We start from the raw sequence: 23,203 nt of genomic DNA on the forward strand, positions 1-23,203 counted from the left end.
TATGCAAAAAATCAATCTGCCTAAAGTAATTTTTGGAACCAGTGGATTAGGGAATTTATATGTAACACTTTCAGATGAGGTTAAATGTGCTATTATTGCCGAAAGCATCAGGTATTCTCCTAAACCAGCTGTATTTGACTCTGCCGGAAAGTACGGTGCAGGGCTCGCGCTCGAATCATTGGGTAGATCTTTAGCGCAATTGAATATAAATCCATCGGATGTACTGATCAGCAATAAATTGGGTTGGCTTCGCACTACGTTAAAAACACCCGAGCCAACTTTTGAACCGGGTGTTTGGCGCGATCTGAAATACGATGCCGTTCAGCGAATAAGCTATGAGGGTATCCTGGAGTGTTATGAACAAGGGAATGAACTGCTGAACGGTTACACGGCGGAGCTGGTTTCCGTACATGATCCCGACGAATACCTTGCGGCAGCAAAGGACGAGCCGGACCAGGCACAACGTTATCGGGATATATTGGACGCTTATTGCGCATTGAATGAATTAAAACGGCATGGCAAAGTGAGGGGTATTGGCGTGGGGTCAAAGGATTGGCGAATTATCAAAAAAATATCTGATGATGTAAAACTCGATTGGGTCATGATAGCCAATAGCATGACGGTTCACAGCCATCCCCGGAAGTTAGTCGAATTTATGCGTGAGCTCGAAAAGCAAGGAGTCCAGATCATCAATTCCGCTGTTTTTAATGGTGGCTTTTTAACTGGGTCTGCTTATTACAATTACAGGTTAACTGATCCGGTAAAAGACAAACATTTGTACCATTGGCGGGAGTTGTTTTATGGCTTATGTGCAGATTACAAAATAAAACCCGCGGATGCATGTGTTGCCTTTGGACTAAACGCGCCAGGTGTTAAAAGCATTGCCCTTAATACAACCAATGTAGAGCGGGTGCCCCAAAATGTTGCTTTAGCTTATTTAACGATCCCGGCACAATTTTGGAAAGAAATGAAAGCATGCGGTTTAATTGACGGATCGTACGCTTCCGCCTACCTTTAAAAAATAAATATCACCATGAAAAGATACTGTTTGGCCCTTGATTTAAAGGATGATCCACAATTGATAGCAGAGTACGAGCATTGGCATAAGGCAGAAAATAGCTGGCCCGAAATACGCAAAAGCATACTGGATGCCGAAATTCGGGATATGCAGATCTATCGTACGGGTAATCGTTTGTTTATGATCATGGAGACAAGCGATCATTACAACGCCGAAAAAAAAGAACAATTGGACGCACTTAATTCCGTAGTACAGGAATGGGAGCGGCTCATGTGGAAATTTCAACAACCCTTGCCCTGGGCCAAAGAGGGGGAAAAATGGGTAGTTATGGAACAGATTTTTCAGCTTTAACCATAAATCATATGCGATCAATAGTTTGTGAAGAACCGGGAAAATTGGTTCTCAAAGAAATGGAAAGACCTGAAATAAAAGAAGGACATGCCCAGATCAGAATCAGAAGAATAGGTGTTTGCGGTACGGATCTGCATGCCTTTGAAGGCACACAACCTTATTTTAATTATCCCCGCATCCTGGGACATGAACTTTCAGGGGAATTAGTTGAGCCTAACGGCGCGCCGGGTTTTAAAAAGGGAGAGATCGTTACCTTCATCCCCTACTTTAACTGTGGTATTTGTATTGCCTGCAGATCTGGAAAACCTAACTGCTGTGTTAAAATTAATGTTTGCGGCGTTCATGTGGATGGAGGAATGGCCGAATACCTGAACATACCGATCTATTCACTGGTTCATGGTGATGGCCTAAGTTATGATGAGCTGGCGTTAGTAGAACCCCTCGCGATAGGTGCGCACGGAATCAGGCGGGCAGATGTAAAGCCAGGTGAATATGTATTGGTTATAGGTGCCGGTCCCATAGGTCTCGGAATAATGGAGTTTGCCCGCATTGCAGGAGCCAAAGTAATTGCCATGGATCTCAACATCAAAAGACTTGAATTTTGTAGAGATAGACTGAAAGTAGATCATATTATTAACGTTTCGACCGAAGATATACTGGAACGACTCACTGCAATAACACAAGGAGACATGCCCACAGTGGTGATTGATGCCACAGGCAGCTTGAAAGCCATTAATAATGGCTTTAACTATATGGCCCATGGAGCCAGATATGTCCTGGTCGGCCTGCAAAAAGGAGACATTAGCTTGAGCCACCCGGAGTTTCACAAGCGCGAGGCAACATTGATGAGCAGCCGAAATGCAACCCGCGAAGATTTTGAGCATGTTATTTCCTCCATGAAAAAAGGGCTGGTACAACCAGCTAATTATATTACTCATCGCGTGCCATTCAACCAGGTGACAGATGAATTTGAAAGCTGGCTTGATCCTGCAAACGGCGTAATTAAAGCAATGATAGAAGTGTAAACAAAATCATTAATAAATCATAGCTATCTAGCAAAAACCGGCAATCTTAACATAGAATTAATCCATTAAAATTATCAAAAGAATAACACCCTCCTTATGCGTTTTTATCCTTGCAATAGGCACAGTAAATTTAGCAAAGGGCCAGCAATACGTGGCTGAAGAACAAAAATCAGGCAATTAGATAAATATTGGACAATACTTCCGGAGAAAAACAAAAACGACACGATTGCCCTCAAAAAATATGGACCAAAGAATATGACGTGGACAACCCCAATGAGAGAGTGAATACAAGAAAACAAATTCTGGATATTCTTAAAGGAGGCCGTATATTTCTTAAAGTTAAACGTGATATAGAGCGCATAACTATCAATGGACTAATTGCAGTGTTTATGGGATCCGAAACGGAGTTTTTGTGGAGACACGGCTACACCTTTGAAGAGACGATTTAGGAACATATGGGTTAAACAGACTAGCGCATGGAAATTGGTGGCCAGGCAAGCAACAACCGTTTGCTCCACTAGTTTTATGACAGCGGGCATTTGTTCCTTACTATAAGTTATAAGTGATTAAAATTAAAACAATCAACACCTGTTCGTCTGCCGAAGGTTTTTTTCAATTATTTTTTCTTATCCATATATTCGATCACGGTTTCTGGCTAACAAAAATAATTGTTGTTAATGGCCATAGCGGCAGATCAACGTCAAGTTCAATTTATCAAATGGTAAATTGTTATGTGATGATGCAATTAACAATGTAGCAGGTTATTGATTTTAATGGTGCCGAACTCAGCAAATACATTGCAGGTTTATGGTTACTTGAAATCAAACCATAAAGTTCCTTGCACCGGGGTATAGTTTAACTGAATATTCTTCTGGCTTTGCGGCCCTAACTTATCTGCCGGTTGAAATTTTGTACCAATGGCACTGATGCTATTCAAAAAGCCTAAACTGCCTTCAGGAAATGGCGGATTGGTATTTTCATTTGTCGCACCCGCTGCTTTAACCGGCTTTAACATTTGAAAAAAGATATTCTCATCTTCGGTATACACGGTAAAAGGGGCTTCCTTATTTTCGATGGTAACCCAGTATATATTGGCGTGATAACCTTTAAACTCGGGGTAATCCCATCCTTCGCCGGTTATAGTGTTATTATATGCTTTATGCCAAACACCAAATTGCTGACCTTTGAGTCTATTCTTCCAAACCCGATATGGGCCCCGTCCTTCCCATTCCATCCCGGTAATTTCCCCCTCGGGATAGTCAAATGTAATGCCTGAAAAATCAAATTCTCCTTTTTGGTTGTAGCTATAATTTAATTTAGCTGGTTTGCCAGGACTAAATGTCCATCTCACATTAAACTGTTGTCCACCTTCATATACCGGTTCAACAATGTAATCATATCCTGCGAAATAATGGTTTAGCGTTTTAAGTGTATATTTTGCACTCGTCAGTACAGGGCCGTTAGATAAGGAGATTTTAGTTTTTGACGTATTCACTTTTTGTAAATATCCTGTTTGGGTATCAAAATAATACGTTAGCATACCGGCCTTTATAATAAGACTTCCACTTTCCTCTGAGACCTCAATTTTAGAGGATGATCGTGCAACCCTATTTTTAAAGGTATTTCCAGGTAATTTGAGCGGCCAGGTCCAAGTGAAAATTTCTTTCTTAAACAGGTCGGTCGCGGTCACATATAGTACATCACTGTTTTTTTTGTCGGCCGGTAAATTTAGCTGCAAAAATCCTTTAGCACCCGGCTCCAGATTTACAGGTTCTGCATTCCCCTGCGCATTTGTCTTAGTTTTTAAGTGAGCATTGTCCGGAGGAGGCAAAGTCACCAATTTCCAGGTGAATGAGCATCTGTTTAAATTGGTATATATATAGCGGTTCTCGACAGCCAGTCTGCCATCAAAATTTTGGGGAATATAAGTATTTTCCAACACCACTGGCGACCATATTTCTTTGATAGCATAAAAGCTGCCTTCCTTTTCGCGGTGCGGGCCCAATATGCCATCCGGCGCGGCATTGCCCTGAATATCTATTCGCCCATTTTTATCCGTGCGTGCTACTCCCTCGTCATGGAATGACCATAAAAAGCCACCTGCGGTATGGGGATGTTTCATCATCAGGCTCCAGAAATCATCAAGTCCGGCACCATGCCCCCCGTCCTGCAAACCATGCATAAATTCTGTCGGAAAAAAAACTTCTTTACCGTATAGCACCGAATTTTCAATGTAATTATAATCAGGGTAGTGTTTGGTATCCGTTCCGTTAAATTTTTCCCAGGGATGGATAACTAATCGCTGCTGCGGATCATATTTGACATATTCCCCATCCAGATCTGTATTAAAACCGCCTTCGTTACCATTATCCCAAATAACGATACTTGGATGGTTTACATCTCTTACCACCAGTTCTTTTACCAGCTTTTTCCCAACTTCTGTATCATATTTAGCCTGCCAGCCCGTTAACTCATCCAGTACAAAAAGTCCTAGTGAATCGCAAACATCCAGAAAATGCTGATCGGGAGGATAATGTGACATTCTAACTGCATTCATATTCATTTCTTTCATGAGCCGTACATCAAGCAGGCTGATATCCTTACTCAGCGTACGACCCGATTCCGGCCATTCACTATGTCTGCAAACTCCCTTAAAAATTACTTTCCTGCCGTTAACATAAAAGCCATCATTCGGCCTTAATTCTGCAGTGCGAAAACCAAACCGTTGCTTTATACGGTGAGTCACACCTTTATCATTGCTAACAGACACCAAAAGGTTATACAAATTTGGCAGCTCAGGATTCCAAGGAAGAATATTGTTTACTCGTTGTTGTAGTCTTACCTTCTGTTGCCCCATATGTACTGTTGTACTAAATGGCAAGCCAACTGACTGCCCGTTAAGTTTTTGTACTTGTGCGATTATCTTATAATGACTTCCTTCGCTATTCGCAAACACATCAACTGTTAATAAGCCGTTTGCTTTAGCGTCAAGAGCAATCCTATCTATATAAGTTTTAGGGACGATCTCCAAGTAAACAGGGCGGAAGATGCCACCAAATAACCAGAAATCGGCTTTACGTTCTGCTTGATTAACCGATTCATTAGAAGATCTTTTACCTACAGTTACCTCAAGCAGGTTGTCGCTATCGTAATTAAGCAAATGGGTTACATCGTATTTAAATCTATAAAAACCACCTTGGTGTATAGGGCCGGCAAGGTGTCCGTTAATCTTCACCTCCGTTTCGGTCATTGAGGCTTCGAAAACGATAAAAACATTTTTACCCTTCGCCAATGGGATTGTCTTAAAGCGATATTTATATTTACCCTGTTCTTCTGGATTTTGCGTGTCTTTATAATAATTATAAGTACCAAATCCTTGCAGTTCCCAGTTTGATGGAACTGCAATCTTATTCCAGGAACCACTTTTTTGTCCGCTGTTGATATAAAAATCCCAGTTGACCGTATGATCCTTATCTGTGCCTGATAAATATTGATATTGTGTTTCCTGGGCCGTTGCTTCTAATGCAATTATTGAAAATACCACCCATAAAATCAACGTAATACATTTCTTAAACCAACTATGTTTTTCCATTATTGCTTTAAACCAGATCATGCACCGTCAGTTTATCTTAAATATATCAGCTTTTAACTAAAAAATTCACTTATTCTAAAAATCCTTTAACAAGTATTTTCCGGTTCGTAATAACTTATCTCTTATAGATAATATAAGTTAATCCTTTTTGTGCTATCTCATAACGACCGCCCGAACTTCCATTTTTATACTACTACACTCCTGTACAATTACAGTAATCTTAGCATTGATAATCCATTTGATTTATTTTTGGGTAATTCCTCTCCATTCATCTGTTCTGAAAGGCACAGCTGGTAAACCATCTTTATTAATAAGGTTGCAAACGGGATTATCGGCCCAGGCGTAACGTACAGCAACCGGAACTTCTACCTTATCCGAGCTTACAATTACTTGATCGCCTTCTATTCTCGCTGACGCCCAATAAAACTTTTTATCATTTCCGGCGATAGTAAACCCTCGTAACGTGGCACTGTCCCTGGTTGCAAGCCCCGGGCCTGTACAAGTAAAATTTATAATTACGCTATTGCCTTTAATAACATGTTTTTTGTAGAGAGGACCTGATGCGCAGATATCATACCTGTATGCTTTTTTTTCCGCCACCAGTGCTAATCTGCGGCCAACTTCCTGTTTATTAAGTGGATGGATACTGTTAACCTCCCCGATATCTATTGTACAGGCCATGCCTGTATTTGGCTGTGATAGGGTTAGTGCCTGTGCTTCTCTTAATTCCGCCCATTCGCTTTCAGCCGGAAGCAAATCCGTTTTCCTGAAATTAGCCAACTGTACATATAAAAATGGTAGATCTCCCTGATGCCATCGCTGTCTCCAGTCGGAGATCAGCATTGGAAACAATTTTCTGTAATGGTATGCAGCCGAATCATTTGCCTCTCCCTGATACCAGATAAATCCTTTGAGCCCAAAAGGAATCAGCGGATTAATCATAGCATTGAACAGTAATGCCGGGTGATACTGATAATTGCGCATTTTAGGAATTGGTGACTCCATATCTTTTTTATATAGCCATTTTTCCGCCAAAGAAATCTTCAAATGTCCATTAGTAATATAAATATCTTCGGCCGGAGGATTTAACCCACCGCCTCCCCACAGCATGGCTATTCTGAGTGAAACAACGTTTTCTCCGTGTTTAACGAGACTGGAAGGAATTGTATAAAACTGCTTTCGATCGTTATTCCAAATAGATCTGCATATTTCAGCGCCGTTGAAATAAAGCGAATAGTTCATTTCAGGGTGACCAATATTGAGTACCAAATCTTTTCCTACAAAAGAAGGCGGTAGCTCAATTTTTTTTCGCAACCACATTATACCCTCATATTTTCCAATCCCAAAATCTTTCACCAAGCGGGGCATCTCTACGCCATTCCAATCAGTGTCCTTAAATTCCGGCAAAGGAGTGATCTTGTCCGCATTTTCCTGGGGATGATAAACGATATCCCAAAGTCGTATCATATCCAGACTATCCTTCAAAAAATCATGCTTGGTAAGTGTATCATCGCCTAATGTTTTTGTCCTAGTAATTGGTGAGGTAAGCAGCATTTCTCTGCTTGTCCATGGTTCAATTGGTGTTCCTCCCCAGGTGCTTTGAATGATGCCAATGGGTACATTTTGCTCCTTATGTATTTTACGGGCAAAATAATAAGCTACTGCGGAGAATTGTTTCACGGTATTGGTATCACATATTTTCCATGTCCCTGCCAAAATATCCTTTTGAGGACTTAATGCCTTATTCTGCTGAACGATAAGAAAGCGGATTTGAGGATAACCGGCTTTAGCGACTTCGCGTGGAGCGTCTTGTGCCTGTTGTACTTGCCATTCCATATTGGACTGTCCAGATGCAAGCCAGACATCACCAATAAGCAATCCTTTAAGTTTGATTGATGATTCCGGCTTGCCAGAATATGCTACTTTAAGATCATAGGGACCGCCGGCCTTAAATTTGGGGAAGTACAACATCCATTTACCTTGTCGATTTACTTTTATTAACCTAGTTACCGTACCGAGTGTTGCTACAATATGTGATCCAGGAGTGGCATTTCCCCAAACAGGAATTGGTATGTCTCTTTGTAGGACCATATTGTCTCCAAACACCTTTGGCAGGGTTATTTGTGCGTAACCATTGGTTTTAAAAAAGTGGAAAATTAAAAAAAATATGAATAGGATTCGTACTTCTGCTTTCATCTGTTAGTTTAATTCGGTCCAGCTAGCCTCTTATGATGTGGCCATTTTAACTTTAATCATTACCTTCTACAGTTCTGTCTGTATATTACTGTTAATTTTGCACTGATTGAGACACCAAGTATATCTTTGATATCCAATTTATTAATCAGATAACCAAGGCAAATAATCCTGGTCAGTGTTTAATCAGGTTTAGAAGGATAACATCATTTTCCCGGATATCAAATTCTTTGGAGTACACCGCTTTGGGCTTTATTTCGATTTCCTGTTTTGTCACAGGAGAACCATTTTCTTCTTTGAATTTTTCAACCTGCTGCTTGTTTAGCTGCCCCGGCCAGCCCATATCCATATAGCGGGTGTAGGCATCATTCACCCGGTAACCTACTTTATAAACCTCCATTGTATATTTTCCGGCAGGTACATGCGACAGGTTTATTTTCACTTTTCCCTTCGGCTTGGCGGGCAAATCTTTGATGTAATAAGTCTGGTTATTGACTGAATCGGGTAGCGTATAGGTATAATCCCACAATAACGCCTGGACACCTCCCTGATCATTTTTGCAAACCCAAGAACGTTTGTCGGTATTGGCTAACTCAGTTCCCCCCAGTTTATTCATGAATTTATAGGAGTAAAAAGCCGGCTTGTTTATGCCCTGTATACTGAGCAAGCCAAAACCTCCGTGAAAAGGGGTATATCGCGGCCCCGGCTCTTCAAACACATCGGTAAAAACCCAGTACGACATAGAATTTGCCGCATTGCCAACTTGTTTTAATTTTTCCAGGATATAGGCTGCTTCATGATAACTATCATGTATGGGATCTGCCGGAGTGTAGGACGCGCTCCATTCTGTATAATGCAGTTCCAGGCCTGGCAACGCTGATTGAGTAATTTGTTTACGGGTATTCAACACGTCACCGCTCACCGCCAGCGAATCTTTGCTTAACACCGTTCCCGAATTTCCATATTCATCCAGGAAACCTTGTTTTACACCATAAGAGTGGGTACTAACGAAATCAATCGGGATGTTATTTTTGCTGCAATGACTGATCATTTCAGGAATCCAGGCTGCACCGGCCGTAGCCGGCCCGCCTACTTTATATCCGGAATTTACGCTCTTGACCGCTTTTACCGAATAATCGTATAGCTTGAAATAATCTGCTTGCGTGCCCGTCCAGAAGCCAGGAGATAAGTTAGGTTCATTCCATACTTCAAAATGCCAGGTTTTTACTTCTTCGGCACCATATCGTTCTGTAAAATGCTGAACCAGGTTGGTGATCAGTGCCTGCCATTTGTTGTAATCCTTTGGCGGGGTAACATTGCCTCGCCACCAAAAAATTGTCTGGTTTCCACTGGCCAGCGCGTTAGGCATGAAGCCTAATTCTACAAAAGGTTTTATCCCGATTTTATGCAGAAAATCAAAGAGCGCGTCTACATACATATAATTATACTGCGGATTGCCTTTTGCGTCCTCTGTATACACCGCCATGTCATCGGTCAATAGCCCATGCATGCGGATATATTTAAAACCGCATTGCTTTCTTACATATTCCAGTTGCTGCTGCCAGTCGGCGCGCAGCCCTTCGTTTGCCCTGCCTGCGCCTACACATGCGTTAAACATGGGATTCAGCTTACCAGAACTTTTGTTAAAATCCACATTGATCACTCTCTGGCCATTTACATTAGCCAAGAAAACGAATTGCGAAACCACCAACACCCAAATTATTTTTTTCATCTGCTTTGTTAATACTTATTAAAATTATTCTGTCCACACGAGCACTCCGGCTGGCTTTAGTGTCTTTTCGCCTATTAGAATTTTTGCCTTATCCGGCAGACTTACAGGATAATTTTCTGACGAATAATTTAAAGCCGTATAAAAGCCGTCGCGCCAGTAAACAAAAACACCGGGAGGATAATCTTCCGTAGTTGCACCGTTATCTTTATAAATCTTTCTTAATATGTCTTTTTCTAATTTGGAATCATCCGTATCTACGCCGATATAGGTTACAACTCCTTTGCCAATATGGTGTTCTACAACCGCAGCTTTCCCTTTATAGAACTGGTTGTTATAGGTAGCAAGCACTTCGGTCCTATCATCCGGCGTAAGCAAATCTGCCCAGCTATGCCATGGATAATGATTTGAATCCATCAATATATCGCCCTTACCATAAGATGAAAGCATATCCGTCTGGCTTATATGAGCGCCAATCAGATTTGATAAGGGCATGGCGGTTTCTCCTTCCCAAAAATGGCCTCTGCGGTCTTTAGTACCAGTGCGGCAGGTAATAACCAAATGGCCGCCTCCGGTTACATAGTCATTCCATTTTTTTACCAATGCAGAATCGATCATCTCATAGGCAGGAACGATTACGACTTTATACTTTGACAAATCTGCCGTTTCCTGGATAACGTCAACTGGCGCACCCAATGACCTTGCGGTTTTCAGGTACTTTACCGGGTAATCCCAGGTATTCCATTGCCCAGTCTGTTTTTGTCTGTCAATGCTCCAGTAATTTTCTACATTCCACAGGATTGCGGTGGAGCGCGCAGCCAGCTTCGCGGGCATACTCATACCTGGTTTATACTGCTTCCTCAGTTCAGTCACTTCTTTCATGAACTGCATATAATCTTTACCGCCCTGCGAGGCTGTGATACCATCCGTTTGTATTACACCGGCATGATATTGCTCTGCGCCATACAGGATCTGCCGGAAGCGGTACGAACAGGCTATCTTTCCTCCTGCCGCAAAACTATGATACAGCCATAACCGAACGGTACCCGGTAAAAGCAGTGGATTATAACTTCCCCAATTAACAGGGCCGGGCTGGATCTCCAAAACACCTGACACACCACCAACAGATTTGTAGTATTCTGAAGCGAAAAGAACGACATCGCTGTTGCCTAAACGGAAACCTGATTCACCGATATTATCACTGCCTCCATTTGGATACGCGGTGTATGCGGCAAAATCCAGTTTCTTGGTACGATTAGGGTCCGAACCCGTGCAAACGGCAGTATAGTTGGTGGTCACAAATTGCGCCTTTGAAACGTAACTGCGTAAAACATCTGCCTGAAAGTCAAGAAATCCGGCTTGGGCATCAGCCGAATATCTTTTAAAATCCAGCAAAGCATGCGGGTTATTGCCCCACCAGCCTACCAGGTTGGTATTGGGAATGATGACCTGATCAAAACTGTTAAACCACTGACTCCAGAAGGCGGCTCCCCAGGCATTATTTAACTCGTCAACGGTTTTGTATTTGTTTTTCAGCCAAGTTCTGAATGCTTCCTGAGATGAGGGACTATAGTCGGAAACAGCGCCAGGTTCATTATCTATTTGCCAGCCCATCACATTCTTGTTCTGCCCGTAACGTTTGCCCATTTCCGCTACTATTCTTTTCACGTAACCGCGAAATTTAGGATTAACTATCGATTCTAATCCCCGCGTACCATTTTCCGCGCGGATATAATGGCCATCCATTACAAATGTCTCCGGGTAGTTTATCCGCATCCATGTTGGCGTGGTGGCAGAAGGCGTACATAGCAATACTTTGAGGTGATATTTGGCGCACAGAGCCACCACTTTGTCGAGCCAGGTAAAATCAAAGCGCCCTTCCTCCGGTTCCATTTTGAACCAGGCGAATTCTGCCAGGTGAACAAACTCAAAACCCATCTCTGAGATTGTCTTGATGTCCCTTTCCCATTGGCTTTCACTCCAATGCTCGGGATAATAATAGATACCCGCTGTCACCAGATCCTTTTCCGGAAAAAACTTGTTGGTTTCCTGTGCTTTTAAAAATGACCAAGGAAGTAAAAAAGCAATAATAATTAGGGTTATAAATTTTCTCATCTGAGGCAGATATAGCATCAACCGGCGAGGAGCTTCCTTGCCGGTTGATGCAGGCAAACTAATACTTAATACTTATATCCTTTTCTTTTGAACAGCCACTGGTTGCTAAACCCACTGCCAATTTGCACAATGGTTAATTCATTCTCGTTTAGTTTAGCAATATTATATACCGTACTGTTGCCACTTCCCTCACTGATATCAGCGCCGGTAATTTTCAGCGTTTTATTAAGCGTATCCAGTGTAAAAACACCTTTTGTCTGCCCTTTACTTGCTACTTTTACATAATTAGCATTTCCGTTAATGTTAAATGTCATCTCGTCATTCAAATCAGCTCCCAGACCAGATGCGGGAACCTGCCACCACTGCGGAATAACCGCGTCTTGAGGGCCGTTTCCACGAACCCAACCCGAGGGGTTATCAACAGCCCATACCCAAGTCTTGCCAGCCGTTCCATTCGTAAGTAAATTCCACAAGGGACTTTTAAAATAATTAATATCATTTTTTGAAACCTTGATTTTTACCGAATCCGCTGTCGGTCCACCTTTTGAATAGGCGATAAATTTAATGTAAAAATCTCCGGCAAAAGGTAAAATAGTTGTGTCTTGCTGCTTGTTAGAATTCCCGTTACCAAAATCCCAGAATGGAATAATACCAGGAGTATTGTTTTTTACGATAATCATATTATCATATCCTTGTTGTTGGGTAACTGAAAACCTCAAGTCTGATTTCGCAATGGGTAATCCAAGACTTGTTCTATTTTCTTTCGGACTGCAAGCGGTTATCAAATAGGAAACCCATATTAATAACCCGATGTTCTTTAAAACTTTCATTTTTCTCTACTATTGGTGATATCAAGTGGATTAATAACCCGGATTTTGTTTCAGACTTCCCGCTGATAGACTGATCTGAGTTTGCGGTATTTCTAACAAACCTTTTGTTTCTGTGCGAAATGTAACGTTGAAATCGGTACCCATGCCGCTGTTATCAATAGCCTGTTTTGCAACTGTCATACCTTGTCGTAATAAATCCCAGTAACGCTGCCCCTCCAGGGAAAGTTCAAAACGACGTTCATCCATGATCAGTTGAAGGCCGGCAGCATCAGCAGTTAAAGTTTTATGATGATTAGCATCCTGAAAAGCACGGTCCCGAACTTTGTTATAATAACTTTGGGCAACGGAAAGATTAGACGATAAATTTAATTCCGCACCCATCAAAAGCACATCGGCAAAACGTATCGCTACGTAGTTATCATAGTTGTCTATCTGAAAATCACCACCCATATCTTCCGGCTTTCCCGCGTTTAACGGCGTATATTTCTTCCAAAAATAACCGGTGTATTGAGATTGATCTCCCACGACATATTGACTGGCCAAGCTTTCGCCAGAAATGGAAATGATGGAATTGGCGCGGCGCGGATCATCAGCGGCAAAAGCATTCCATAATTTAGGATTTACAGTTGCAAATCCCCAACCTTTATAATACGGTAAAAGTACCTGGCTCCTGATTCCGATTAAAACCTGCATTCTGTTACCGTTTTGCTGGTTATAATCTTTTAAACCTAAATAAGTATATTGCACATTAAAAACACCCTCTACATTGTTCTGACCTGCAAAATCCGCCCCTCCGGATGATCTCCACAGGTTGGCGTATTTAGGTACCAGGGCATGGCCGCTATTATTGATCACATCATCTATTAGCTTGATAGCATCTGACTTGGTTACTTGCCCAACAAGGTCTGTTTTAGCATAATAACCAGTGTAATATAAAAACACACGGCCCAAAAGCGATTCGGCGGCCCATTTGGTAGCACGGCCGTATTCTGCAGTAGGAGTAGAACTATAGGGAGTTGCGGCTAAATCTGCCACAGCTGATTTCAAGTCGGTTGCAATTAATTTGTAAACCTCATCGGGATTGGCCTGTGGCTGACTATATTTACCAGGCTCGACCGGGCTTGTGAGTAAAATTACATTACCGAACATTCGCACCAAATCGAAGTAAAAATAGGCGCGCAAAAAATGCGCCTCTGCTATATACCTGGTTTTTAAGGCTGCATTGGCTCCAAAATCAACCTTGTCTATATTTTGTAACAGGACATTAACCCGGTATATCCCGGTATAATATTTTGTCCACGCATCTATATTATGATCAGTTAATGGTTCAAAACGATCCCATTGCCTTACATTGGCATCTCCGATTCCCCCTCCACCAAAGCAATCATCAGAGGCAATCTCGCTGGTAAGGGCAATATTGCCAAAGCCACTCCAGTCAAGCACACTGTATGCCGCTACCAGTGCCTGAAAAGCATCATCGGGAGTTTTATAAAAATCGCTGATCCCTTTTTGATTAATCGGAGTTGTATCCAATAACCCCTTTTTACATGAGCTAACCGACAGTAAAAAAACTATTACATATATTAATTTTTTCATGATCATTTTCCTTTAAAATTTTACACTTAAGCCCAGCATTATTGTACGCGGCTGAGGATAATATCCTAAATCAGTACCTGATGCCCACCCATCATTACCATAACCCACTTCCGGATCGAGACCTTTATATTTGGTGAACGTAAACAAGTTCGTTCCGGATAAGTAAAGACGAAATTGTTGCAGGGGCAGGTTTTTCAAAAGCCCCTTTTTAAAGTCATAGCCGATATTGATGGTTTTGACCCTTAAGAAATCTCCGTTCTCAATGTACAGATCAGAGAATCGCCCATAATTATTATTTGCTTCATCGGCCTGGGTCACCCGTGGAATGGTATTAGAGGTTCCGGCGCCTGTCCAGCGTCCCAAAATGGCGGTCGTATAATTAGCATAGTACCGGTCGTTAGTACGAATACCGTTTACTATCTGATTACCAGCTACCCCATTCAATTGTATAGAAATATCAAAACCTTTATAACCTGCATTTAAATTAAACCCATAGGTTTCGTGGGGGTTTGGATCACCCAACATGGTCTTGTCGTTTGCGTCAATTTTACCGTCGCCATTTAAATCAACGAAACGAACATCACCCGGCTTAGCGCCAGGTTGAATTAAGGTTCCATTTTTAGCATATGAATTTACATCCTGCTGTGTCTGGAAAAGGCCATCAGTTTTTAAGCCGTAAAAATAACCGATCGGGTAACCTACTTGTGCCCGGTAAAACTCATCTGTGCTGGCAGTTAGAACACCGGTTGCTCCATGTATTATTTTTTCCGGGTTAGCGATATCAGTCACCCGGTTTTTATTGTAGGCTATATTTCCACCGATACCAAATGAAAGATCCCCAAATTTATGCTGATAGTTAACGGCCAGTTCAATACCCTTGTTTGAAACATCGCCACCATTAACTGTGGGGGCACCTGTGCCTACAATGGCTGGCACCGGAGCCACAATAAGCCAGTTCTTAGTCGTTTTGTTGTACCAGTCAAAAGTGACGGTAAGGTCTCTTAAAATAGTGGCGTCGAAACCGACATCTGCCTGTTGTGAAGTTTCCCACTTCAAATCGGGATTAGGTACTTTATTTGGAACCGTCCCCGTTGATTTTACACCATTAAAATAATAAGAGTTGTAGGTAGAACTCACAGTCGCCAGATAGGCATAATAATTACTTGTAGGCACATTATCATTACCGTTCTGTCCGATACCTGCCCTGATCTTAAGGAAATCAAGCCATTTGACATTTTTCAAGAATTCTTCACTCGTTACAACCCAGCCAGCTGATACTGAAGGAAAAGTAGCATATTTATTATTCGAGCCAAAATTGGTAGATCCATCACGCCGTACTATGGCGGTTAACAGGTACTTTTCATTATAGTTATAATTTATACGACCGAAATAAGAAAGTATGTTGTGCTCAGGCACCGTAATTCCGCCAAATGCTTTCTGGGTTGCGTCATTGGTACCATTGTCTATGATGGCATGGTTAAAATCCGGAATAATCAAATCCTGTTTACTACCGCTTACATAAAAGGTCGTCTCCCGCAACACCGTTGAACCAAGCAATGCGGTAAGGTTATGCTTGCCAATTGATTTCTGATAGGTCAGTGAGTTATCCCAGTTTGTGCGGGTGTTACGGTACAAACCCATGGTAGCTGTAGAATTCGTATTCTGATTATTAGTACCCAAGGAATAAACAGGTATAAATGTATTGGTGGAATTATAGGATAGGTCGAGCCCGTAATCTGATCTGAATTTCAACCCTTTAAATATGGTCGCTTCCAAAAACACATCGCCCAATAAACGGTCGGTGATTGTTCTGTTATTATTAGTGTAGTCCATAGCGGCAACTGGATTCACCTCTTCCGGGCTAACGGTTGAAATTCCATATGTTCCATCCGGGTTACGAACAGGAAAGGTAGGACTGGTATTGAGCAACCCTTTGATCGAATTACCATAAATATTTCCTGTCCCGATGCTGCTTTGCGTGCTATGGCTATAAGTCAGGTTCTGACCAAATTTGATAATATCTTTATATAAATCATGACTGGAATTAATACGAAATGATATTCGTTCAAAATTGGATTTACCGGGCAATCCGATAATACCATCCTGTTTTTGATAAGATAAAGAGGATGAATACGTCGACCGGTCATTGCCACCAGAGGCACTAACGCTGTAATTCTCAATAGGAGCATTCTTTTGTGTAACTGCTTTTTGCCAATCGGTTCCTGCTCCCAATTGGTTGAGTTGGTCAAGTGTATACATTGGCGCTTTCCCAGAATTCACTGCAGCTTCATTCATGATGATGCCATATTCGTGAGCATCCAGCAAATCCAATTTTTTTGCCGGATTCTGTAACCCGTAGTAAGCATCGAATGAGACTTGCGTCTTACCGCTTTTTCCTTTTTTGGTGGTTATTAGTATAACACCGTTTGCTGCTCTTGTACCATAAATTGCCGTTGATGCAGCATCTTTTAGTACGTCCAAGGATTCGATGTCATTGGGGTTAAGGCTTGAAATGTCATAGGTCGGGAAACCATCAACTACGTATAAAGGATTTGAATTACCAATGGTACCAATACCCCTTATCCTTACTTTTAAAGCATCTCCAGGCTGTCCCGAGGTGGATGTTACTTGCACACCAGGCGCCTGCCCTTGCAAAGCCTGATCCACGGTAAGTGTATGATTTTTGGCCAAATCACTTCCACTAACATGTACAGTAGCCCCTGTTACCACTTTTTTCACCTGGGTTCCGTAACCAACTACGATAACCTGATCTAAAGAATTTGACATGGGAGTCATTTTTATGGATACTTCATTGGCTTCACCCACGGTAACTGATAGTGGCTGAAAGCCTATATAAGTAAATTCGAGAATATCTCCGGTTTTAGCCTTGATATGGTAGGCACCTTTTACATCGGTAATCGTTCCGGTCGTGGTTGTCTTTATTTTAACCCCTACACCGATTAGCGGTTGGTTATCATCGGCACTAATTACGACACCGGATATCGTCCGCGATGCCGGTTGGGCTAATGCGGAGCCTTGCGAGATCATAATGAAGAACAGAACGAAAAAAAGGGAGGCATATCTATTACAAAATAATTTTCTTTTCATATAAATTAGGTAATGATTTATGATTGATTGGGGTCTATATATAATTACTTGTCAATCGTCATGGCGGCAGATTTCCTTGCGTAATTTTTTCGGTTGGCTGATATGGGAAACAAGGATATTGGAAATACCTTTCCTGATTTAATGAGTGTGCAACTGGCATTAATATCATTTCAATCGATTGCGCAACTAATGCTACCTTATTTCCGTTAATTAAAATGACATAAAGCCCATTAAAATGCTTTATATACTCCATTAAAGTCCCGTGGTTAATCTTGAAGTTTCTGAATAAAATAATTGGTCTATTGTGAAAGTGAAGGTATTACCGGTACAGAAAAAACAAGGGAACATTTGTAATTATTGATGTAACAAATGTTTATTCACATTCAAATATCTAATTTTCAATAATATACAAATGCCATGATAATGTTTTCATCATAAATCACCATTGTTTTGCCCTTGTGCAATATCAAGAAAGCGATGTATTATTTTGATTTACTTTAAACTGATTAATCTGTTATTCATGGTGATTAGCTCTTGCTAGGGACCCGTTAAGGATAAATAAAATATGCAGCAGTTATATTTTATTTATCCTAATGACAGCCGGTTTTAAAATAATATATCGTTTTGTAATTGATCAATAAGGAACAGGTGTTAATCCATGCGATGTCGTTTAACACGATATGATCATTGTTTTGCAGCAAGAGTTGTTTTACTAAATACAGTGTTACACTATATATTATATTTTCACGCTTATTGCCTTCCCCGAATAAACTACTTTCTTATCTCCCTTAATTACTGCGTCGGCGTTTGAACCATGTTCGCCGTTTACCAATACTACATTAAAGGTGTGGGTTTTCTGCATTCCGGGAAAGCTCCCTTTTGTATCATTAATACGCAATTGGCGCAGTTTATCGTTCCATGTCAATGTAAAAGTGGCACTTTGCCCTTTTTCGTAATTATAGTTATCGTTCTCATCCTCATAATATACGAACTGTCCGTTCGCACCTGGATAAATACGCAGTTCTATATCATTTGCCGGTTTTTCGGTCGCGTATTCCATTACCGGCCCCATGGGGATGATTGATCCTGCCTTTACATATAGCGGCATGATGTCAATAGGAGCAGCTGCAGCAATGGTTTCACCACCATTGTATATTTTCCCTGTCCAGAAGTCGTACCATTTGGTCGTCGCGGGCAGATATACATTGCGAGTAGTTTTACCAGCAGATGCGTTATTTCCGGTATACAGCTGTTCGGTCACCGGGTTAACCATAAAAGCAGGGCCGAACATATACTGATCGGGGATATTATATACCCCAACGTCATTTCTGAAATCAAATGCCAAGGAACGCATCATGGTATAATTTTCCTGGGTAACTCTGCCTGAAAGTGAGTAGATATAAGGCAGCAAACGATAACGCAACTTATCATATTTTAATAATATAGCCTTTGTTTTATCATCCCAGTTTTTGGAAAACAAGGCACGCTCACCCTTACCATGTATACGGAATATAGGGCTAAATGCACCAAATTGAAACCACCTGGTAAATAACTCACGATATTCTGGTTTCGACCAATCGGGAGCCCCCCAATTCAAATGATAACCGCCGATATCTGATGTAAAGTACGGTATACCCGATACACAAGAGTTAATGCCCTGCGGGATCTGCTTTTTGAACGACGCAAATGAACAGGTAATATCAGACGACCATAAGGTGGCCGCATTTCGCTGCTCACCGGCAAATGATTGCCTGATGAGAAAGAATGCCCGTTTACCAAGAATATCCCTGCGCCAGCCTTGATAAATTCCCTTGGAATGCTCCAATGAAAACGTATTGAAATAGTCAATTCCTCTACCAGGAAAATAAGTGGTTTGGCGTCTGGCGTCTAATAATGTTCCATTATCGGGCTCGCATTGATCAACCCACCAGGCATCCCAGTTATAGTGTTTTATTAAGCTGTCACGCGCCTGTTCCCAATATAATTCGCGGGCTGCTGGATTATGCGCATCATAATAATTATCAAAAGTATGTGTTACAATATTATCCCAGGTTATATCTGTCATCCCGCCCATTTTTTGCAAAGCGTCATAGTTAGGTGTACCTTTACCGAACACCGGCCATATAGATATCATCCCATGAATATTAGATCGATGCAACTCATCTATCATGGCTTTAGGATCTGGATAGCGTGTTGGATTCATAATGTGTGACCCGATGGGCAATGGATCCCAATAATACCAGTCCTGTACAATCACATCAACCGGGATATGGTTGTTGCGATAATTGTTTTTTACAGAGATAACCTCATCCTGACTCATATATCTGTCCTGTGACTGGAACAGCCCAAACGCCCATTTAGGAAACATGGGTGCTACACCTGTTGTATTACGGTACAAGTTAATGATATGATCGAAATCCGGGCCGTAAAAAAAGTAGTAGTTCACCTCCGTACCACTTTCAGATACATATTTGAATTTGGTATTATTTGCTTCTGCTCCATAAAAATTAGCGGCAGAATAATTGTCCCACATCAATCCGAAACCTTTTGTCGACAGTAATACAGGGATAGCTCCTGTCATGTATTTAATCGCCAAGTCCTGGTTACGGCCTTTGTAGTTTATCGACAGCGAATCGGTTGGGTGGCAGCCTAAACCAAACAATGCCTCATTAGCCGGGGAATTGAATTGGGTTGAACAATTGTAAACCCTGATCCCAGCTATATTGGCTGCAGTCATTGTTTTATTTTCGCTTTTGGCTTCTGAGGTGATTAACTGCCCGTTTTTAGTTAAATAGCTGATAGCGTTACTTGCTTTATCCACTACCAGCTTTAGCTTATCCGTAGTGATAACGATTTTTTGGCCCTCATCGGATACGGTAAAGGGCACTTGCTGTATCCAACTATTGTTTACTACCAGCGACTTTTTTGTATTAAAAGAATTTAGTACAGTGTATTTAACTTCGATTATATCTGATGCACATATCTTTATTTTGAGCATACCTTTATCCAAATTGAAGCTTACGCCGTCTGCTTCTTTTTTAAAGTTTACAATCGTTGCATGAGCCTCTGGCATATTAACAGCGCACATCAGTATAAATAATGACGCACATATTTTGCTGAGTTTGAAATGTAATTTTTTGTATAGCATAATTGGTTTAAATATATTTTCAGGTTGAATTTCTTAGTTAGAGGTGATTATGTCGCCGTAAAATATGCCGCGCCCATGGGTACCTACATACACTCGTCCGTACCTGCTAGGGTCGCCAGAAATTTGCAGGATCAAACCCCAACGATGCTTTTCGTCATTAACGCGCACCCATGTTTCACCCTTATCATCCGATCGAAAAATGCCATCTGTCCCGTTTACGATACCGGCTAAATATAGTGCCGGATAAGTACTTTTGGGAGAAGCCTTGCCAAAGCCAAAACCATGAATCTCGGTAACACCGCCTACTCTTCTAAACTCGGCAGATCCATTGTTACTATGATATAACCCGTCAAAGTTCGCTACCCAAAGATCTCCTTCGCTACCCGGCGCTGCATATAAACGGTCCTGTCCTCCGCGAATATCACCACGATTCGAAGTGCGGTCAGGCAAAGCATTTGGCCAATTGAAGTCCTGTTGGGTAAATGAGTGGCCATTATCAGTACTGGTATAGAGTTTTCCGTTAAACAGATCCATCGCATAAAATTTAGCATCGTTTAGCGGATCGGCTATTACACGGGTATTATTGGGTAAACCCTGTATCTGTTTCCAGCTTGTGCCCTTATCATTGGTAATATAAGATGCGCTTCGCCGTGGTGTCCATATCCAGCTATTGCCTAAAGCTGACACACAAATAAAGCCATGCTTGCTGTCTGTCTGAGGCTCAGCTGTTGTCGGCTGCCAAATTTTGCCACCATCCATGGAATAGCCGATATTACCATCACCAACCTTCGTCCCTTCACCGATCCGAACAACTATATCACTGTTTTTCGCGGCACAGGCTACACCATCAGTATTAGCGAAATGTGGATTTATAAAATTTCCGTCAGGCGCAGGCTCATCCAGGTCATGATGTACAAATCCTCCGTAATCGCCTATTGCCGATATTAAAAGGGCACCTTTCGGCGGGCTTAACAGCTCCAGTGCGACGGTCTCTTCAATACCTTTATTCTTTGTCCCCCACATGCTGGGTTTGCCTTTATCAACATCCGTCAGGTCAAAAGTTTCATGTATGCCATAACCTGTAGTAAATAAGGCGTGGGCAGAATCAAATGGATCTATCTCTATATCAAACAGCCAATGTATCCCGGTACGCGATACATACGGGGCGTCCCTATAGTCGAATTTTCCACGGTTGCTGCCTGTAAATACTGGCTTCCATGTACTACCCGCATTTAATGTCCTGAAAATATCATCGCCCCCGGCTTTACCATACCGGTGAAATGTGCTTACTATAATAATTTGAGGATTCTGTGGGTCGACAGCAACTGCAGCATAGCCAAACCCCAATTGGTTTTCAGGCCGAGGTTTTACCGGTGTAATATTTGTCCACTGGTCAACATCCGCAGTATATTTATATACAGCTCCATCTGTCATCATATCAGGGCCCGGGTTGGAGCCGTAGGTGATATATAATACACCATCTGCTGATAACGCAGCGTGTGTCGGCATCAGATCGGTCGGTTCGCCAGGAACTGCAGCCCAGCTCGCCCCACCATCTGTACTCCTGAATAAATTCTTTACCCCTTTTTGTGAAACCCCAACATAAATAACGTTGCTCCTGGTACCGGCCCTGCTTTTCGGGTCAAATAAAACGAATATAATTCCGTTCGGACTTGGGTGATAAGTTGCTTTGGATTTCATCATGGTATCTGACACAGATGACCTTATTTCCGGAAAATTGTTTACCCGATTCCATGTAATGCCGGCGTCCCCGCTTTTCCACAGTCCATCTAAACGCGTTCCCATGTAAATAATATTGCCATTGTTGGGGTCTACAGCCATGCGTTCGCCATTACCTCTGCCGTTCTCATTCCCTCCCATCCTGAAGGGAACATCGGTCCGCTTAAATGTTTTTCCCCTATCATCAGACCGAAGTATGGCATTAGGAACTCTGATAGAGGTATAGGTACCACAAGCCATATATACACGATTGGGATCATGAGCATCCAAAGCGATACTTTCAACGCCCATCAGGTTGCGATCTCTGTAGGATACCCAATCAAGAAGTGGCTCCCAGGCTTTTATAGCCTCATTCCATTTATATGCACCGCCCATGTCGGTGCGACAATATAGAAGATTCTTTGTTGTAGGATGGTAGATAATGCCATCAACAAAACCACCGCCACGTATTTGTACGCTTTTCCAATTGTAGGGATGACCGGATTTCTGAGCATTTACCGTTATATTAAAATTAATAACGATTATACATAGTAAAAAAAAATGCGTTTTCATGTGCATATAATGAAGGATACGACAGTGAAAATGCCTGATGCTGCCTGGTGCATTAGTGACAAAAAATTATTTAATAAACCAACTACACCAGACCTATCTAAACGGGAAGAGAGCCGGTGTGCGAAGTGAAGGTATCAGGCTTGGGGTTAAAACAGAGGAACATTTGTAATTAAGAATGTAACAAATGTTTACCATTTGCAAGTACC

Annotated in this window: 12 protein-coding genes; 3 read left to right on the forward strand and 9 right to left on the reverse strand. The window is 41.8% G+C overall.

Going from position 1 to position 23,203, the window contains the following annotated elements; genetic code table 11:
* Position 1: 1 nt before the first annotated feature.
* The 3 genes from FHW89_RS22085 to FHW89_RS22095 are packed head-to-tail and all read left to right on the forward strand — an operon-like array spanning position 2 to position 2,394.
* On the forward strand, positions 2–1,018 hold the full coding sequence (locus FHW89_RS22085; protein WP_172337226.1) for an aldo/keto reductase: 1,017 nt from the start codon (positions 2–4) through the stop codon (positions 1,016–1,018).
* A 15-nt stretch (positions 1,019–1,033) separates the two neighbouring features.
* Positions 1,034–1,369: an L-rhamnose mutarotase gene (locus FHW89_RS22090; protein WP_172337227.1), complete on the forward strand. Its 336-nt coding sequence runs from the start codon at positions 1,034–1,036 to the stop codon at positions 1,367–1,369.
* A 59-nt stretch (positions 1,370–1,428) separates the two neighbouring features.
* Positions 1,429–2,394: a zinc-binding alcohol dehydrogenase family protein gene (locus FHW89_RS22095; protein WP_371742474.1), complete on the forward strand. Its 966-nt coding sequence runs from the start codon at positions 1,429–1,431 to the stop codon at positions 2,392–2,394.
* Between the two features lie 811 nt (positions 2,395–3,205).
* On the opposite strand, the gene FHW89_RS22100 is transcribed toward FHW89_RS22095, so the two are convergent.
* From FHW89_RS22100 to FHW89_RS22140, 9 genes are all read right to left on the reverse strand, one after another.
* On the reverse strand, positions 3,206–5,986 hold the full coding sequence (locus FHW89_RS22100) for a glycoside hydrolase family 2 protein (RefSeq protein ID WP_172337229.1): 2,781 nt from the start codon (positions 5,984–5,986) through the stop codon (positions 3,206–3,208).
* 243 nt (positions 5,987–6,229) lie between these two features.
* Positions 6,230–8,182 carry a sialate O-acetylesterase gene (locus FHW89_RS22105; RefSeq protein WP_172337230.1) on the reverse strand — a complete coding sequence of 651 codons (1,953 nt, stop codon included), beginning with the start codon at positions 8,180–8,182 and terminating at the stop codon, positions 6,230–6,232.
* Between the two features lie 172 nt (positions 8,183–8,354).
* Positions 8,355–9,911 (reverse strand): glycoside hydrolase, encoded by a 1,557-nt coding sequence (locus FHW89_RS22110; RefSeq protein ID WP_172337231.1) that lies wholly within the window; start codon positions 9,909–9,911, stop codon positions 8,355–8,357.
* Positions 9,912–9,935: 24 nt separating this feature from the next.
* Positions 9,936–12,023, reverse strand: a complete 2,088-nt coding sequence (locus tag FHW89_RS22115) for a beta-galactosidase (protein ID WP_172337232.1) — start codon at positions 12,021–12,023, stop codon at positions 9,936–9,938.
* Positions 12,024–12,088: 65 nt separating this feature from the next.
* Positions 12,089–12,853: a hypothetical protein gene (locus FHW89_RS22120; protein WP_172337233.1), complete on the reverse strand. Its 765-nt coding sequence runs from the start codon at positions 12,851–12,853 to the stop codon at positions 12,089–12,091.
* 30 nt (positions 12,854–12,883) lie between these two features.
* A complete protein-coding gene (locus tag FHW89_RS22125; RefSeq protein ID WP_172337234.1) occupies positions 12,884–14,449 on the reverse strand; it encodes a RagB/SusD family nutrient uptake outer membrane protein in 1,566 nt (521 codons plus the stop codon).
* Positions 14,450–14,461: 12 nt separating this feature from the next.
* Positions 14,462–17,557 (reverse strand): TonB-dependent receptor, encoded by a 3,096-nt coding sequence (locus FHW89_RS22130; RefSeq protein WP_172337235.1) that lies wholly within the window; start codon positions 17,555–17,557, stop codon positions 14,462–14,464.
* A 736-nt stretch (positions 17,558–18,293) separates the two neighbouring features.
* Positions 18,294–20,705 carry a TIM-barrel domain-containing protein gene (locus tag FHW89_RS22135; RefSeq protein WP_172337236.1) on the reverse strand — a complete coding sequence of 804 codons (2,412 nt, stop codon included), beginning with the start codon at positions 20,703–20,705 and terminating at the stop codon, positions 18,294–18,296.
* Positions 20,706–20,738: 33 nt separating this feature from the next.
* Entirely contained in the window at positions 20,739–22,997 is a 2,259-nt protein-coding gene (locus FHW89_RS22140) for a hypothetical protein (protein WP_216650656.1), read from the reverse strand.
* Positions 22,998–23,203 lie beyond the last annotated feature (206 nt).

It is taken from the genome of Mucilaginibacter sp. SG564 (assembly GCF_013149275.1).
Taxonomy (GTDB): Bacteria; Bacteroidota; Bacteroidia; order Sphingobacteriales; family Sphingobacteriaceae; genus Mucilaginibacter.

Coding starts and splice junctions, on each gene's coding strand:
- FHW89_RS22085 (WP_172337226.1), top strand. CDS start 2: ATGCAAAAAATCAATCTGCCTAAAGTAATTTTTGGAACCAGTGGATTA.
- FHW89_RS22090 (WP_172337227.1), top strand. CDS start 1,034: ATGAAAAGATACTGTTTGGCCCTTGATTTAAAGGATGATCCACAATTG.
- FHW89_RS22095 (WP_371742474.1), top strand. CDS start 1,429: ATGGAAAGACCTGAAATAAAAGAAGGACATGCCCAGATCAGAATCAGA.
- FHW89_RS22100 (WP_172337229.1), bottom strand. CDS start 5,986: ATGGAAAAACATAGTTGGTTTAAGAAATGTATTACGTTGATTTTATGG.
- FHW89_RS22105 (WP_172337230.1), bottom strand. CDS start 8,182: ATGAAAGCAGAAGTACGAATCCTATTCATATTTTTTTTAATTTTCCAC.
- FHW89_RS22110 (WP_172337231.1), bottom strand. CDS start 9,911: ATGAAAAAAATAATTTGGGTGTTGGTGGTTTCGCAATTCGTTTTCTTG.
- FHW89_RS22115 (WP_172337232.1), bottom strand. CDS start 12,023: ATGAGAAAATTTATAACCCTAATTATTATTGCTTTTTTACTTCCTTGG.
- FHW89_RS22120 (WP_172337233.1), bottom strand. CDS start 12,853: ATGAAAGTTTTAAAGAACATCGGGTTATTAATATGGGTTTCCTATTTG.
- FHW89_RS22125 (WP_172337234.1), bottom strand. CDS start 14,449: ATGAAAAAATTAATATATGTAATAGTTTTTTTACTGTCGGTTAGCTCA.
- FHW89_RS22130 (WP_172337235.1), bottom strand. CDS start 17,557: ATGAAAAGAAAATTATTTTGTAATAGATATGCCTCCCTTTTTTTCGTT.
- FHW89_RS22135 (WP_172337236.1), bottom strand. CDS start 20,705: ATGCTATACAAAAAATTACATTTCAAACTCAGCAAAATATGTGCGTCA.
- FHW89_RS22140 (WP_216650656.1), bottom strand. CDS start 22,997: ATGAAAACGCATTTTTTTTTACTATGTATAATCGTTATTAATTTTAAT.